Origin of the sequence: Streptomyces pseudovenezuelae, from assembly GCF_001513955.1 — a bacterium.
GTDB lineage: Bacteria > Actinomycetota > Actinomycetes > Streptomycetales > Streptomycetaceae > Streptomyces > Streptomyces pseudovenezuelae.
On record NZ_KQ948156.1, the window covers coordinates 107,458 to 122,931 of the forward strand.

Here is a 15,474-nt window from a genome sequence, read left to right on the forward strand (position 1 = left end):
CTGGTGCTGGGGGCGGCTGGGGCGGCCCCACGGGAGATCGTCAGCCGTCACGCACGGGCGTCCCGGTGGGCCCGAAACCCGCGCGTGCGCGGCACGTCACGGCTCAGGTGGCCGTCGGCCTGCCTTCCGCGGAGTGTCCGACGCGCTCACCGCATGAATGCGAGGGCGTTCGCAATGCCCTGTTCGAGGACCTCGTCGGCGAACTTGCGGTCGGAGAGCGCGCGGGACAGCTGCAACGTCCCCACCAGCATGGTGAACAGGCCGAGCGCCTTGCCGCGAGCGGACTTCGGATCCTCGGGTGTCAGGCGGGCGGCGATCTCGTCGACGATGGCCTTGGCGCCATCGGTGTAGGCCTGCTTGGCCCCGTCCTCGCAGCGGCCGATCTCGTCGAGCAGGGCGGCGGAGGGGCAGCCGACGTCGGGGTGGTCCCGGTGCTCGGGCGACAGATACTCGCGAACGAGGTCTTCGAGCCCCGCGCGGCCGGGCCGCAAGGCGTCGTACCGCTCCACCTGCGCGCGCAGTTGGTCCGCTACGACGTTCGCGACGAGGTCGTCCTTGGAGTCGAAGTGGGCGTAGAAGGCCCCGTTGGTCAGCCCGGCATCCGACATGAGCGTGGAGACACCGGATCCGTCGATCCCGTCCAGCTTGAACCGCTGCCCGGCCTTCTCGATGATCCGCTGCCGCGTCACCTGCTTGTGCTCCTTGGTGTAGCGCGCCACAGGGTTGCCTCCATTCGCTCTGCCGGGGCCTTTGTCAGGCACCCCATACTAATCTATTGTCTGATGCATGTAATATTACGATCGACAGGTAATGGTGGAGTCGCCGTGCCGTCGTCAGTAATGCCGGGCGTGGCCGACGGCGCCGCCAGCCGTGGAAGGTGGAGGAAGCGGCGGCGTTCCACGGGGTGTCGACGCGCACCCGCTCGCCCAGGTCGGGGTGGGCGAGAGCCGGTGAGGCACCGGTGATGACGTCGGCCTGCTGCCTCGTCGCGAGGGTGGTCATGGATCTCTCCTGCGACGGATTGAGGGCCGACGGGGAGATCCGTACCGCCCATCACTTGGACCACTGAGAGACGATCGACAAGATCACGAAGAGGTTGGCTGACATGAAGGCATTCGTCGTCGAGAAGTACGGCAAGGACGGCGTGTCCGCCGCAGATGTACCCGAGCCCACGGTCGGGGACCGAGACGTCCTGGTGAGGGTGAGTGCCACCAGCATCAACCCGTTGGACAAGATGGTCCGCGACGGAGAGTTCAAACAGCTCCTGAAGTACAGGGCTCCGTTCGTGCTCGGCCATGACGTGGCCGGCGTCGTGACACGGGTCGGTTCCGCCGTACGCGACTTCAACGCCGGCGACGAGGTATTCGCCCGGCCGCGTGACCTGCGGATCGGCGGTTTCGCCGAGCTCATCGCGATCGACCAGGACGACGTCGCGCCCAAGCCGGAATCGCTCACCCTGGAGGAGGCGGCCGCGGTGCCGCTGGTGGCCTTGGCCGCTTGGCAGATCCTCGTCGACCGTGCCCGTGTGAAGCCGGGTCAGAAGGTGCTCATCCATGCCGGTGCGGGTGGCCTCGGGTCTACGGCCATTCAGCTCGCCAAGCATCTTGGCGCCACGGTGGCGACGACCGCGAACAGCCGGACCGGGGAGTTGGTGAGGAGCCTCGGTGCCGATGTCGTCATCGACTACACCAAGGAGGACTTCTCGAAGGTCCTGTCCGGCTACGACGTCGTGCTGGACTCCCTCGGCGGGGCCAACCTCGAGAAGTCCCTGACCGTGCTGAAGCAGGGCGGCCTCGCTGTCGGGGTCGCAGGTCCGCCGGATGCCGGGTTCGCCAAGCAGCTCGGTGCCCCGTCGTTCATGGGGGTGTTCATGAACCTGCTCAGCCGCAAGATCCGCAAGCGGGCCAAGAAGCTGGGTGTGCGCTACGAGTTCTTCTTCATGCAGGCCAACGGCTCCCAGCTGCGCACACTCGGCGCCCTGTACGACAGCGGGCAGCTTCGCCCGGTCATCGACCGGGTGTTCCCGTTCGACCGGACGCTGGAGGCGATGGCACACGTCGAGCAGGGCCGCACCAAGGCCGGCAAGGTCGTGGTGTCGATGGCGTCCGACATCCACTGAGGTCGGCCGGCGGTAGGCCTGCGGCGATCGCACCAAGGTCCGCCCCGCCCGTACCTACCGCCCCACCGGAAGCCTCGGAGTCGCCGCGCGGCTGGGCCGGCTCCGCCTGGCAGCTCATCTCCACGAGTGCTGCCCGCCGGGGAATGCTGGAAGAGGTTCGCGTGCCCGGGAGTCGTCCCGGGCACGCGAACCCCTCGGATCTGTCGCTGGAGTCAGAAAGCCGCTGTCCGGTCTTCGCTGCGCGGGTCGTTCACCTGGTGCTCGGTGTAGATGCCCGCGCGCGCCTCACGACGCCAGGGACGCCCGTAGGTCACCGCGTCGGCGGCGGCCTCGGAACTGTCGTCGAGGTCCACGACGGCTACCGAGGGCGAGCCGTCCCCGGGACACCGCGCGAGCCAGTCGCCGTTGGGGGCGACGATGCCGGACGGCGTGGGGTGCCGCGTGGGCACGGACAGGCTGACCCAGTAGCTGTTGACCGTGGCGTGGCCTTGGGCCTGTGCGGCCGTGTTGCCCGGGGTGCCGCTTGTGGAGAACAGGACGCAGTCGACATCCAGTCGCTCGTACTCCGCGAACAGCTCCGGGTAGTGGATCTCCATGCCGAGCAGGCAGCCGAAGCGCACACCGTCGACCTCGAAGGTCACGGGTGAGACGCCCGGCGAGTACATGTACGAGACCTTCGTCCTCGACAGCAGGCGCTCGTCATAACGCGTGACGACCTCGCCGCGGTCGGAGATGACGTAGAGGCTGTTGTGCGGGCGGTTCGGCTCGCTCAGGCGGTGCACCGACGGGATCACCGTCCACAACCGCAACATGCCGGCCAACGTGGCGATCGCGGCCAACTCCGACTGCAGCACCCGCCATTGGCACCGGTCCCAGTCCGCGGGGCCGACCGCGTCCGGGCCGTCGACGGACATGACGAGCTTGCTGGGAAAGCAGATCGCGCCTTCAGGGAAGTGCACGATCCGCGCTCCCCGCGCACGCGCCTCGCGCATCAGGGCACGGACCTCACGTCCGCTCTCGCGCAGCGCTTCACCGTCTCGGGGGTCTTCGCGTACGGGACTCTGCGCCACGGCGAGACGTACGCTCTTGATGTTCCCTGCTTCCGGCATGACGTCTCCTGGGGGAGTCGGAAGGAAGTGCCGCAGGGCGGACGTGTAGGACTCGCCGGTCTTGGCGGCGCGGGCACGCACCTGGCGCTTGAAGTTCCTACGGGCGGTCATCGCGGCCTTCCACGCCTGGAGCGACAGCTCCCCAGCAACCTCGCCCGAGGCGATCGGGCTGCAACAACGGCCTGAGACGCTGGTCCCTTTGCCTCCGACGGGAGACCGTGCTGGGGACGGTCGCGGGAGGTTCGGCGTAGGCCACGCAGTCGGTCATCATGCCGCCGCTCGCAGACTCCGTCAACAACTCCCCAGTGCGTGCAGCGCACCGGCGAACGTCCGGCTGCCGGCGGGGAACGCATCAGTCCAACACAGCGCGCCCGGCACGGACTTGTCGCACGTGCAGTCCCGTGAAGTCATGACGAGCTGCCGGGGCCGGCCCTGACGCCGGGGCCGGTGCTCTCGCGCCGGCGGTCAGGATGACTGGACCGCGTCGAACTGGGCGAGGGCTTCGGCCGGGTCCGGGCTCACGAGGCGTTCCAGCCCGGCTGTCGTGATCTGCGCCCATCGCCCGGCCCGCGCCCACATCCGCTCCTCGAAGGCGCGGACGGCCTCGTCCAGATCGCCATCGCCGGTGGCGATGGACTCGGCGAGCTCGGCGCCTTCCAGCATCGCGAGGTTCGCGCCCGCCCCCAACGGGGGCATCAGGTGGGCGGCGTCGCCCAGGAGCGTCACTCCGGGGACGTGGGTCCAGGTGTGGGACACGGGCAGGGTGTAGAGGGGGCGGTGGATGAAAACGGTGCCGTGGCGGAGGAGGTCGAGGACGGGAGCGGCCCAGCCGTCGAACAGGGCCAGCAGGCTCGCCCGCACGGCCTCCACGTCGGCCAGGTCCAGGTTCGTGTGCCAGTCCAGCGGTGCGCGGAACTTGGCGTACACCTTGACGTGGCCGCCGCTGTTGCGCTGGGCGACCAGGGAGCGGTTCGCCCCGTACGCAGCCACCGAACCGTCGCCGATCAACCGGGCGAGGTCGGGGTGGCGGGTGTCCACGTCGTCGAGGAAGGTCTCGAACGAGGTGACGCCGGTGTAGTGCGGCGTCACCGGTGACACTGCCGGGCGGGTCCGTGACCAGGCGCCGTCCGCGCCGACCACGAGGTCGAACGACTCCTGCCGCCCGTCCGCGAAATGGATCTGTGCCCCTCCGGTCGGCCCCGGCACCACCTGGGTCACGCTCCGGCCCCACTGGACGTCGAGAGGGTCGAGCAGCAGGTCACGGAGTTGCCTGCGATCGATCTCGGGATGGGCCCGGTCATCCGGACGGGGGCGCCAGTCGCGCAGGACCGTCCCGTCCGTGTCGAGGATGCGCATGGCCTGGCCCTCGGGACGGGACAGCGATTGGAACCCCGTCAGCAGTCCCGCCTTGTCCAGCGCGAGTTGGCCGAGTCCTTCGTGCAGATCCAACGTGCCGCCCGGAGGGCGTGCGTCGGGGCCGGGATCGCGTTCGAGGACGGTGACGGGGTGGCCATGGCGGTGCAGGACGCGGGCGAAGGCAAGGCCGCCGGGACCGCTCCCGACCACCGCGATGCGATGTCTCATGTCGATACACTGTATTGATTCGTGACGACGTATTGCAACAGTACGGTGGGACCATGACTGTGTGGGACAGGCCGGAGCCGCCTCTTCGCCCCGTGCCGCTCGACCGCGAGCGGATCGTCGCCGCCGCCATCGCGCTGGCCGACGAGGGCGGGCTGGAGGCGGTGTCGTTGCGCAAGGTCGCGGCCCGGCTGAACGCCGGCCCGATGCGACTGTACGGATACATCTCCACCAAGGAGGAGCTGTTCGACCTCATGGTGGACGAGGTCCAGACCGAGATCCTCCCCGAGGAGCAGCCCGGTGACTGGCGGGAGGCGCTGCGCACCCTCGCCCTGCGCACCAGGCAGACCGCTCTCCGGCACGAATGGCTGGCCGACCTGCTCGGCGGCCGCCCGGCCCTGGGCCCGAACGGCCTCGCCGTGACCGAGGCCAAACTCGCCGCCCTGGACGGCCTGGCCGACATCGACACCGTCATGCGCGCGGTGGAGACCGTCAGCGCCTACTTCACCGGCGCGATCAGGCGCGAGATCGCGAACCTCCGGGCCGAACGCGTCACCGGCCTGTCCAAGCGCGACTGGCAGCGCGCGTCCGGCCCGCATGTGACGAAGATGTTGGCCACGGGCCGCTTCCCGGCGCTGGCCAAGGCGGTGCACGACGGCACGGACGTGGATGCCGAGACTTCCTTCACGACCGGCCTGGAGTGGGTCCTCGACGCCGTGGCCACCAGACTCACCCCGCCGTCGGCGTGACGCGTTCGTGTCCGAACCCGTCTCCGTCTCCGTCTCCGTCTCCGAGGACATCCTCGGAGACGGTGGTGGGTGACCCCGAGCGAGTACGACCGGGTGCCCGCGGGCGCTGCCTCGTGAGCGTCCTCGGTCTCCTCACACGCCTCCGGGTCTCCTCGAACACGAGGACGCGAGGTGACGGGAAAAGGTCACCTGTCGGGGTGTCTCCGTTCCTGAACGCCCCGGCGCCGACAACGGCCGCCGATAGCGTGGCCGACGTGATGGTGGGCACCGAAGAAACCCGGCTGGTCGTGCTGCGTGGCAACAGTGCCTCGGGGAAGTCGTCCGTCGCGACGGGTCTGCGCGAGCGGTTCGGCCGCGGCCTGGCCGTGGTCGGCCAGGACAACCTCCGCCGCATCGTGCTCCGCGAACGGGACCGGCCCGGCGCCGCGAACATCGGACTGATCGGTCTGACGGCCCGCTACGCCCTGGACGCCGGATTCCACGTCGTCATCGAAGGCATCCTGTACGCCGACCGCTACGGCGACATGCTCGCCGAGGTGCGCGCCGACCACCGCGGCCCGACCCACCACTACTACCTGGACGTACCGTTCGGCGAGACCCTCGCCCGACACGCCACCAAGCCGATCGCCGACGACGTCAGCGAGACGCAGCTGCGCGACTGGTACCGGCCGCGCGATCTGCTGCCCGGCGGAGTCGAGACCGTCATCGGCGCCGACAGCGTCCTGCACGAGACCGTCGACCGCATCATGCTCGACACCGGCCTGGCGCACCTGCCCGCTGTGGACCGGTGACCAGGGCCGGACGTCGTCCTCGGTGGACCTGCCGAACCAGGGCTGCGGGGCTCAGGCGAGCCTGATGGTGCCGTCCGTGACGGTGATGTCCGCCGACGGCAGGGGGCGGGGCGCCGGGCCCGAGATGACCTTGCCGTCCGCGACGGCGAACTTGCTCTTGTGGCAAGGGCACACGATGGCGCCGTTCTCCACCGAGGTGACGGTGCAGCCCTGATGGGTGCAGACCGCCGAGAACGCCTTGAAATCGCCCTCGGTCGGCTGGGTGACGACCACCTTCGCCTCCCGGTCGATCAGGCCACCACCCACGGGGACGTCGGACGCCTTGCCCAGTTCCGCGCCGCCGCCGGAGGAACCCGAAGCGGTGCCGGACGGTTCGCCGCTCTGCGACGGGGACGATCCGTCCTGACCCGGGTTCAGGTCCGGTCCCCTTTCCTTCTCCTTGGTGCCGCACGCGGACAGTGCGGCCGCGAGGCCGGCGGCTCCTGCCCCCGCCATGACGGTGCGGCGGGTGCGAGGTCCGGCGATGCCGGAGGGGTCGGCCATGCGTCACTTCCTGTCACTCGGATCGAATCGGGCGGGCGCGACGGCCCCACCCGGCATCGGGAGGTGAATTGCTCAGTCCACTCAGTCCACCGTAGCGATCGTCGGCGGCTGTGATCGTGGGATTCCATCGGACGTCGCGTCGCACTTCGGCCATTTCCGGAACGGTCACGGAACCGTGGGCAGTCCACGCCCCGCGGCATGCTCACAATGCAGCGGACGAGATGTCAAGGACGTCCAGCCCGGTCACCCCGCGGGAGTCAGGGCACCGTGCGTCCAACCGGCGCGGGGCCGCAGTTGAACGAACACGTGGGCAGTGCCGAATATTGTTCGCCTGCCGGACGCCGGGTCATAGTGCTGTGCGGTGAGGACGAGCCGTTGGCCCGGGCAGCCGAATTCCGCCCGATGCGCCGGTCTTTGAGGACTTCCGTTCTCCCGCCGTTCTGCTTTTGTGCCCGCGCTCCGGCAGGGGGTTTTCATGACCGTGCGAGAGACGACGTACGTCGAGTGGTCCGCGCCATGCTGCAACTGACCGACGCGGACGTGGCGGCACTCCTGGAGAAGACCGATGTCGTCGGCACCGTGCGTGAGGTGTTCCTCGCGCACGCGGCGGGCCGTACCGTGCTGCCCGAGGAGAGCTGCCTGCGGTGGACCAACGACGAGGGCGAAGCCTGCCGCAGCCTCAACATGCCCGGCCTGGTGGAGATCGACGGCCGGCGGATCGCCGGCACGAAGGTCATCAACGCGAGCCTGGGCAACCCCGCTCGGGGACTGGCCCGTGCCGGTGGCCTGATCCTCCTCTTCGACCTCACCACCGCCCGGCCGGTGTGCGCCCTGGACGCGGCGCACATCTCCGCCGGGCGGACCGCGGCCGTCAGCGTGCTCGCCACCGAACTGCTGTGGGCGGCACCCGCGCGGGCCGTCGCCGTAGTCGGAGCCGGCGCACTGGCCGAGGCCCACCTGGAGCTGGCGCTGCGCCGATGGCCCTCGGTCCGGCAGGTCCGCCTCCACGACCGGGTCCGGGAGCGCGCGACGGACCTCGCCGAACGGCTCGGCGACACCCATCGCACGGTCGCCTTCGACGTCACCGCCACCGCGGAGCAGGCCGTTCGCGAGGCTGATCTCGTCATCCCCGTGACCACCACGACCAGCGGCTACATTCCCGCCGACTGGATCGCCGAGGGGGCCGTCGTCGTCAACGTGTCGCTCGACGACCTCACCCCCGAGGCGCTCAGCGCCGCCGATCAGGTCGTCGTGGACGACTGGAGCCTGGTGGCGGCCGACACCACCCGCATCCTCGGCAGGATGCACCGCGCCGGGGACGTCCTGCCGCCGCCGCGGCACCGCGACCCCAACACCCCGGCCCCTGCCCGGCCCGCCGTCGAGGTCACCGCCGAACTGTGCGACCTCGTCGACGGATCCGCGGAAGGGCGCACCGCGGCCACCGACCGCATCATCGTCAACCCCTTCGGCATGTCCCTGCACGACGTGGCAGTGGCGGGAAGGATCTACCAGGAATTCTTGACCTAGCCAGCTCCTGCTCTGACCGGCGACGTCACGGAACGAACCGTCATCGCCCGGTGAGGAGTGCGAAGCAGCGTTCGCTACGGCAGCGCAGAGCACACAGCAATCGGATTTTGTGCGGATGTCGATGTCGAAGGATCGCGACCGACCGTGTCCGGAAACGGGCCGACTCGTCGGCAGCACCTTCTCAACGGGCCGAAGAGAACTTCTCGACGGCGTATCCGAAAATTCGCCGCATCACGGCATGAGAGGAACACCAGAATGGACAGGCTGGAACTCGATCCGGTGGAGATCAGCGCAGTCGACGAACTCCTCGACGAATGCGCGGACGCGTTCGTCACCCTCGACACCGAGGACGCCCTGCACCGGGCCACCGTACTGGCCCACGAACTCCCCAACCGGATCCGCCTCCACCTCAACGCCTTCCGCCTGGAACAGCTGTCGGGCGTGCTGTGCGTCTCCGGCTACCGCGTCGACCAGACCCGGCTGGGATCCACCCCGTCCCACTGGCGCAACCGGACCGGGCCGTCCCCCGCCCACCGGGAAGAACTGCTCCTCATGCTGTACAGCTCCCTGCTCGGCGACCCGTTCTGCTGGGCCACCCAGCAGGACGGCCGGATGATCCACGACATCGTGCCCATCCAGGGCCACGAGCACGAACAACTCGGCTCCAGCAGCGAGGCCTTGCTCACCTGGCACACCGAGGACGCCTTCCACCCGCTGCGCGGGGACTTTCTCTCCTTCGCCTGCCTGCGGAACCCCTACGGCGCCGCGACGACAGTCGGATACGCCGACGAGCTCCGGCTGCCTGACGACCTGCGGGAGGTCCTCTTCCAGGAGCGGTTCGTCATCTGCCCCGACGAGTCCCACCTCGGCAAGAACAACTCCCGGCCCACGGCAGGGGCGTTCGACACCATCGAACGAATGCAGACGGACCCCGACCGGGTGGCGGTCCTCTTCGGCGACCCGGAACAGCCCTATCTGCGCGCCGACCCCTACTTCATGCGCGTCGACGACGAGGACGACGAGGCACGTCTCGCGCTGGACGCCCTGGTGAAGGCCATGGACGAGGTCATGTTCGACGTCGTCCTCGAGAGCGGCGACTTCTGCTTCCTCGACAACTTCCGTGTCGTCCACGGCCGCAAGCCCTTCAAGGCCCGCCACGACGGCACCGACCGCTGGCTGAAGCGCATCAACGTCACCGGCGACCTCCGCAAGTCCCGGGCCGCCCGGGACGCCAGGGCGGTCCGGGCAAGCCGCTGAATCCGCCACCGACATCGAGGTGACCCCATGAGACTGCGATCAGCGCCCCTTGAGGACTGGCTGCGTGACTACTACTTCACCGCCGAGATCGACATCAGCTCCAGCGGCGTCCACTCCTACTCCATGGCGGAACTGCGGGCGCTCACCGGACTGCGCCACGCCGACGTCGACCGTCTCGTCTTCGACGACGGCTACTCCCTCGGCGCGCCCGAGGTGCGGGCCGCGGTGGCACGCCATGTCGGAGGCGTGGAACCCGACCATGTCATGACGACCAGCGGCTCGGGGGAGGCCATCTCCCTCGTGCTGAGCGCGCTGCTCCAGGCCGGCGACGAGGTCGTCGTCGTGGAACCCGGCTACCACCTGCTCAGCGAGTACGCGACCGCACTCGGCTGCCGGATCAGTACCTGGTGGCTCGACCCGGAGCGGGACTGGCGGCCCGACCTCGACGAACTGGCCTCGCTGGTCACCCCGCGCACCCGGGCCATCATCGTCAACTTCCCGCAGAACCCCACCGGAGCCACCCTCACCGAGACGGAGCTGCACCGGCTGCTCGCCATCGCCGACGGCGTCGGCGCGTACGTGCTCTGGGACGGGGCCTTCACCGACCTCACCTACGACGCGCCTCCGCTGCCCAGCGCCCCGGCGCTGTACGACCGGGCGGTGGGCTTCGGCACCTTCTCCAAGGCGTTCGGGCTGCCCGGCCTGCGGTTCGGCTGGTGCGTCGCGCCGCCTGCCCTGCTCACCGAGTGCGTGCGCATTCGGGACTACACCACCCTGCACGTCTCACCGCTCGTCGAACTCATGGCCCTCGGTGTCCTGGACAACGCGCAGGCGTTCATCCGGCCGCGACTGGAGCAGGCCGCGGCGGGTCGCGCCACCCTGCTGGAGTGGGCGGCGGCCCACCCCGACCTCGTCTCCCTCGCGGCCCCGGCCGGCGGGGTCACGGCGTTCCCGCGGCTGAAGGGGCTCGGCGACACGGACGAGTTCTGCGACGAGCTGTTCCAGAAGCGGGGCGTGCTGGTCATCCCGGGCTCCTGCTTCGGACACCCCCAGCATGTGCGCGTCGGCTTCGGCGGCAGGGCCGAACAGCTCACCGAAGGGCTGGACCGCCTGGCGGACGCGCTGACCCAGGCCCGCCGCTGAACGTGCTCCGACCCCCGGTGATCCCTCTGTGGGGGGATGGCGCCGCCCCTCCGGCGAGGGACGGCGCCATCGCTGTCGCAGGGGACGTTCCCGCCCGGCCGCGACTGCCATAATGACCCGCGTGAACCGTGCGACAGCCTGGCGTGACGCCTGGACAGGGACGCGACGCCGGGTCTCGGCGGACCCTCGCGCACGGATCATCGTCACGGTGTCGCTGGGCCTGCTGGCCGTCGCCGAGTCACTCGTGGAGTTCGTGGCCTCGCACGGGTCCATCCCCCGCCTCCTCGCGGACACCGCCTCCACGGCCGCCCGGGACGGCAGTTCCACCGGAGTGCAGTTCACGATGATCGTGGGCCTGCTCTGCCTGTCCACCGCCCTGCCGCTGGCCCTGCTGCGGCCCCTGACCGCCGGCCTCACCGTCACCGCCGCGAGCATCGGCTCGCTCACGATCTTCCACACCCTGACCCTGGCGGGCATCGCCGCCCAGCTCGTCGCCCAGTACCGGCTCGCCCGCAGCGGACAGGTCCTCGCGGCCGGGCTGTGCGGGGCGCCCTTCCTCGCCCTGGCGCTGCCCGCCTCCGACGACACCGCCTACCGCGTCCGGATCGTCCTGCTCGCGGCCCTGGCCCCCGCGGCCGCTCTCGCGGGACTCGCCCGCCGCACCCGCGCACACCTGCGCGAACACACCGCCGTCCGCGAGGTCATGGCCGGCACCCAGTGGGAGAACGCGGCCCGCGGTGAACGCGCCCGCATCGTCCGGGAGCTCCACGACGTCGTCGGCCACCACATCTCCATGATCGCCGTGCAGGCCGAGACCGCCAGGGTCGCCACCGCCGGCATGCCCGCCCAGGGAGCCGAACGACTGCTCGGCATCGGCGACACCGCCCGGGCCGCCCTCACCGAGATGCGCCGCCTGCTCGGCGTGCTCCGCGAGGACACCGAGTCCGTCACCGGTGGGGAGCGCCGACCGCAGCCGGACCTGCGGCGGCTCAACGAACTCCTCGACGAGGCCCGTACGGCGTCCGGGACCTCCGTCCGGCTGATCCTGAGCGGATCCCCGCGCGAGCTCGACCCCGGCGTCGAGCTCGCCGCCTACCGCATCGTCCAGGAGTCCTTGACCAACGCCCGCAAGCACGCCACGGGCGCCGCCGTCGATGTCGAACTGCACTACGCCCACGACGTGTTGCACCTGCGGGTCCGCGACAACGGACCCGGCCCGCCGCACGCGGCCACGGACGGGGGACACGGACTGCTCGGCATGCGGGAACGCGCCGCCGCCGTCGGCGGAGACGTGCGTACCGGTCCCTCCGCGGGCGGCGGGTTCAGCGTCGAGGCGCGCTTTCCCGCAGCACCGGACGGCAGGGCCTCCCGGGTGCCGACCCCGGTGGCACCCGGCCCGGAAGCCACAACGGAAGAGAGTTCATGAGCACCCCCTCCGCGCCGATCCGGATCGTCATCGCCGACGACCACCTGGTGGTCCGTACCGGCTTCGCCGCGCTGCTGGACTCCCAGCCCGACTTCACCGTCGTCGAGACCGCGTCCAACGGAACCGAGGCGGTGCGCGTCTGCCGCGAGAAGTCCCCCGACGTCGTCCTGATGGACATCCGGATGCCGGAGATGGACGGCATCGAGGCCACCCGGCAACTCGTCGGCGCCGCGCCCGACGCCGACGGCGCTCCGCGCGTCCTCATCCTCACCACCTTCGACCTCGACGAGTACGTCTACGACGCCCTGCGCGCCGGCGCCAGCGGCTTCCTCCTCAAGGAAGCCACGGCGGAACGCCTCTTCGACGCCGTACGCGTCGTCGCCGCCGGGGACGCGCTCCTCGCGCCCGGCATCACCCGCCGGCTCATCAGCGAGTTCGCCCTGATGCCCGCCAAGGCCGAGACCGCGCCCCCGGCCGGCCTGCGGGACCTCACGGCCCGTGAGACCGAGGTCATGCTGCTCATCGCCGAGGGCCTGTCCAACCCCGAGATCGCCGCCCGTCTCGTCGTGGGCGAGGAGACGGTCAAGACCCACGTCAGCCGCATCCTCACCAAGCTGGGGCTGCGCGACCGCACCCAGGCCGTCATCGCGGCGTACGAGTCCGGGCTGGTCGTGCCGCGCACGCGGAAAGCCGAATAACCGGGCCGCCGACGGAGTCCCGCACCGGCCCTCACACATGGCGGACAGACATCACTGCGCGGTGTTCAACTGCGGCGCTGCGGCATTTGAATCCGTCTGAATCCGCCGGGAACTGAACGCGTTGCCACCTTCGGTCGCCCTCGGGGATGCTTGCAGCCGAGCGAAGCTGTGCCGTGAGGAAATACGCGAGAAAATCCCGTGAGGAGAGGTTCGCTGTGAAAGTGACGGTGCAGGCGCCGGCGGGAGATAATCCCGACGAACTGCCGGACATGGGCCCGGAATCCGACCGGCCGCAGACATCCCAGGGAATTCGCCCCGGAACAGTGGGAAGAATTGCTCCGTTCGCGACTCCCTATCGGTGGCCGTTGTTGTTCCTGGTGACCGCGTCCGCAATCGGCGCCGTCGTCACCGCGGCCGGCCCGCTGCTGTTCGGGGTCGTCATCGACAAGGGCATCGTCCCGGGCAAGACCGACGTCGTCATCGCGGTGGCCGCCGCCCTCCTCGGCCTCGCCCTCCTCGACGCGCTGACCCAGTACTTCCAGGCCAGACTCTCCGCGCAGATCGGCGAGGGCCTCGTGTACGACCTGCGCACCCTGGTGTTCCGGCATGTGCAGGCGCAGCCGCTGGCGTTCTTCACCCGCTCCCAGACCGGCTCCCTGGTCAGCCGGCTCAACACCGACGTCATCGGTGCCCAGCAGGCCATCACCGTACTGATGGCGGAAACCGTCAACACCGTGCTGACCCTGGTCCTGGTGCTGGCCGCCATGTTCTACCTGTCCTGGCAGCTCAGCCTCGTGGCCCTGCTCATGGTTCCCTTCTTCCTCATCCCCGGAAAGATCATCGGCCGCCGTATGCAGCGCCTGGCCCGCGGGACGATGCAACTCAACGCGGAGATGGGCTCGTTGATGAACGAGCGCTTCAACGTCGGCGGCGCGATGCTCAACAAGCTCTTCGGGCGCCCCGAGCGCGAGGTCGCCCACTTCTCCGAACGGGCCCGCGGCGTCCGCGACATCGGCGTGCAGACCAATGTGACCGCGCAGATGCTCGGCATCGTCATGGGCCTCACTGCCTCGGTGACCCTCGCCCTGCTCTTCGGCGTCGGCGGCCTCCTCGTCATCGACGACGCCTTCGCCCTCGGCACCCTGGTCTCCCTGGTCACGCTCGTCGGGCGCCTCTACACCCCGATCCAGCAGCTGTCGAGCGTGCAGGCCAACGCCATGACCGCCCTCGTCAGCTTCGACCGTGTCTTCGAGATCCTCGACCTGGACGCGCTGGTGAAGGAACGTCCCGGAGCCACCTCCCTGCGCACCGGACCCACGGCACACGGCACCACCGCGCCCGAGGTCGAGTTCGACAAGGTCTCCTTCCGCTACCCGAGGGCCGCCGACGTCTCCCTGGCCTCCCTGGAGTCGACCGCCCGGCCCGCCGAGGAGCGCGAGGACGACGCCTGGGTCCTCGACGAGGTGAGCTTCCGGGCACCCGCCGGGAAACTCACCGCCCTCGTCGGCCGCTCGGGCGCCGGCAAGACCACCATCACCCACCTGATGCCCCGCTTCTACGACCCCGTCGCGGGGGCGGTGCGGATCGGCGGCCAGGACCTGCGCGACGTCACTCTCGGCTCGCTGCAGGACACCGTCGGAGTCGTCACCCAGGACGCCCACCTCTTCCACGACACCATCCGCCACAACCTGCTGTACGCCCGCCCCGACGCCACCGAACCGGAACTCGTCGAGGCCTGCGAGGCGGCACAGATCTGGACCCACATCGCGGCCCTCCCCAACGGTCTCGACACCGTCGTGGGCGACCGCGGCTACCGTCTGTCGGGCGGGGAGAAGCAGCGTCTGGCACTGGCCCGGCTGCTGCTCAAGGCACCGCCCGTGGTCGTACTCGACGAGGCCACCGCCCACCTGGACTCGGAGTCCGAGGCCGCGATCCAACGGGCCCTGAAGACCGCGCTGGCGGGCCGCACCTCGGTGGTCATCGCCCACCGGCTGTCCACCATCCGCGAGGCCGACCAGATCCTCGTCGTCGACGGCGGCAGGATCCGCGAGCGCGGCACCCACGAGTCGCTTCTGACCGCCGGCGACCTCTACGCGGATCTGTACCACACGCAGTTCGCCCGGCAGCCGGCCGCCGCGAAGGCGACCGCACCCGACCCCGCGGGCACCGCGAGCTGACCTCGCCCCGCGGACCGGGCCGTACTGTCCCTCGGCCCGTGCCCGATTCACCGTTCCACGCCGTGCACCACCCCTGCCCGGAAATGGCCATGTCCTTCGTGGTGAACATTCGTCAAGAGGAGACCGTCGTGCGCACTGTGAGCTTCGACTTCGAGACCCCCGGAAAGCGGTTCAAGGTCCTCGTCAACCACGAGGAGCAGTACTCGCTGTGGCCCGCCGACCTCGACGTGCCGGGCGGCTGGGAGGAGACCGGGGTGTGCGCCTCCAAGGAGGAGTGCGACCAGTACCTGGAGGAGACCTGGACCGACATGCGGCCCAAGAGCCTGCGCCTCGCGCTCGACGGTGAGCAGTAGG

The 15,474-nt window shown here is 70.0% G+C and carries 15 protein-coding genes; 10 read left to right on the top strand and 5 right to left on the bottom strand.

The genetic code is table 11. From position 1 onward, the window contains the following. Positions 1–146: 146 nt before the first annotated feature. Together AQI94_RS41795 and AQI94_RS44900 are read right to left on the bottom strand one after the other, a co-directional pair. The gene (locus tag AQI94_RS41795) at positions 147–719 is read right to left on the bottom strand and encodes a TetR/AcrR family transcriptional regulator (RefSeq protein ID WP_031059617.1); all 573 of its coding nucleotides are present in this window, start codon (positions 717–719) and stop codon (positions 147–149) included. Between the two features lie 34 nt (positions 720–753). Further along, positions 754–1,002: a hypothetical protein gene (locus AQI94_RS44900; RefSeq protein ID WP_158806486.1), complete on the bottom strand. Its 249-nt coding sequence runs from the start codon at positions 1,000–1,002 to the stop codon at positions 754–756. A 103-nt stretch (positions 1,003–1,105) separates the two neighbouring features. Between AQI94_RS44900 and AQI94_RS41805 the strand changes: the two genes are divergently transcribed. Beyond that, positions 1,106–2,119: an NADP-dependent oxidoreductase gene (locus AQI94_RS41805; RefSeq protein ID WP_031059624.1), complete on the top strand. Its 1,014-nt coding sequence runs from the start codon at positions 1,106–1,108 to the stop codon at positions 2,117–2,119. A 212-nt stretch (positions 2,120–2,331) separates the two neighbouring features. Here the strand turns inward: AQI94_RS41805 and AQI94_RS41810 are convergent, their stop codons facing one another. Both AQI94_RS41810 and AQI94_RS41815 read right to left on the bottom strand, forming a co-directional pair. After that, positions 2,332–3,339, bottom strand: coding sequence for a carbon-nitrogen hydrolase family protein (locus tag AQI94_RS41810; RefSeq protein ID WP_031059627.1), 1,008 nt, complete (start codon positions 3,337–3,339; stop codon positions 2,332–2,334). 354 nt (positions 3,340–3,693) lie between these two features. Beyond that, positions 3,694–4,812 carry an FAD-dependent oxidoreductase gene (locus AQI94_RS41815; RefSeq protein WP_031059629.1) on the bottom strand — a complete coding sequence of 373 codons (1,119 nt, stop codon included), beginning with the start codon at positions 4,810–4,812 and terminating at the stop codon, positions 3,694–3,696. Positions 4,813–4,865: 53 nt separating this feature from the next. Here AQI94_RS41815 and AQI94_RS41820 point away from each other — a divergent pair, with 53 nt between their 5' ends. Next, positions 4,866–5,558 (top strand): TetR/AcrR family transcriptional regulator, encoded by a 693-nt coding sequence (locus tag AQI94_RS41820; RefSeq protein ID WP_037945323.1) that lies wholly within the window; start codon positions 4,866–4,868, stop codon positions 5,556–5,558. Between the two features lie 257 nt (positions 5,559–5,815). Then, a complete protein-coding gene (locus AQI94_RS41825) occupies positions 5,816–6,349 on the top strand; it encodes an AAA family ATPase (protein WP_031059636.1) in 534 nt (177 codons plus the stop codon). A gap of 51 nt (positions 6,350–6,400) precedes the next feature. Here AQI94_RS41825 and AQI94_RS41830 read toward each other — a convergent pair whose 3' ends face one another. Continuing rightward, the gene (locus AQI94_RS41830) at positions 6,401–6,892 is read right to left on the bottom strand and encodes a Rieske (2Fe-2S) protein (protein ID WP_031059639.1); all 492 of its coding nucleotides are present in this window, start codon (positions 6,890–6,892) and stop codon (positions 6,401–6,403) included. A 516-nt stretch (positions 6,893–7,408) separates the two neighbouring features. Between AQI94_RS41830 and AQI94_RS41835 the strand changes: the two genes are divergently transcribed. From AQI94_RS41835 to AQI94_RS41865, 7 genes are all read left to right on the top strand, one after another. Then, positions 7,409–8,419, top strand: a complete 1,011-nt coding sequence (locus AQI94_RS41835) for a hypothetical protein (protein ID WP_037945325.1) — start codon at positions 7,409–7,411, stop codon at positions 8,417–8,419. Between the two features lie 255 nt (positions 8,420–8,674). Further along, positions 8,675–9,676: a guanitoxin biosynthesis L-enduracididine beta-hydroxylase GntD gene (gene gntD, locus AQI94_RS41840; RefSeq protein WP_037945324.1), complete on the top strand. Its 1,002-nt coding sequence runs from the start codon at positions 8,675–8,677 to the stop codon at positions 9,674–9,676. Positions 9,677–9,703: 27 nt separating this feature from the next. Continuing rightward, entirely contained in the window at positions 9,704–10,819 is a 1,116-nt protein-coding gene (gene vioD / locus AQI94_RS41845) for a capreomycidine synthase (protein ID WP_031059646.1), read from the top strand. Positions 10,820–10,940: 121 nt separating this feature from the next. Continuing rightward, positions 10,941–12,245 (top strand): sensor histidine kinase, encoded by a 1,305-nt coding sequence (locus AQI94_RS41850; protein WP_225890415.1) that lies wholly within the window; start codon positions 10,941–10,943, stop codon positions 12,243–12,245. Further along, the gene (locus tag AQI94_RS41855; RefSeq protein WP_062230338.1) at positions 12,242–12,943 is read left to right on the top strand and encodes a response regulator transcription factor; all 702 of its coding nucleotides are present in this window, start codon (positions 12,242–12,244) and stop codon (positions 12,941–12,943) included. The genes AQI94_RS41850 and AQI94_RS41855 overlap by 4 nt, the downstream gene beginning before the upstream one ends. 377 nt (positions 12,944–13,320) lie before the next feature. Further along, entirely contained in the window at positions 13,321–15,120 is a 1,800-nt protein-coding gene (locus tag AQI94_RS41860; protein ID WP_234438859.1) for an ABC transporter ATP-binding protein, read from the top strand. 128 nt (positions 15,121–15,248) lie between these two features. Continuing rightward, complete coding sequence (locus tag AQI94_RS41865; RefSeq protein WP_318658139.1) at positions 15,249–15,473, top strand: MbtH family protein; 225 nt, start codon at positions 15,249–15,251, stop codon at positions 15,471–15,473. Position 15,474 lies beyond the last annotated feature (1 nt).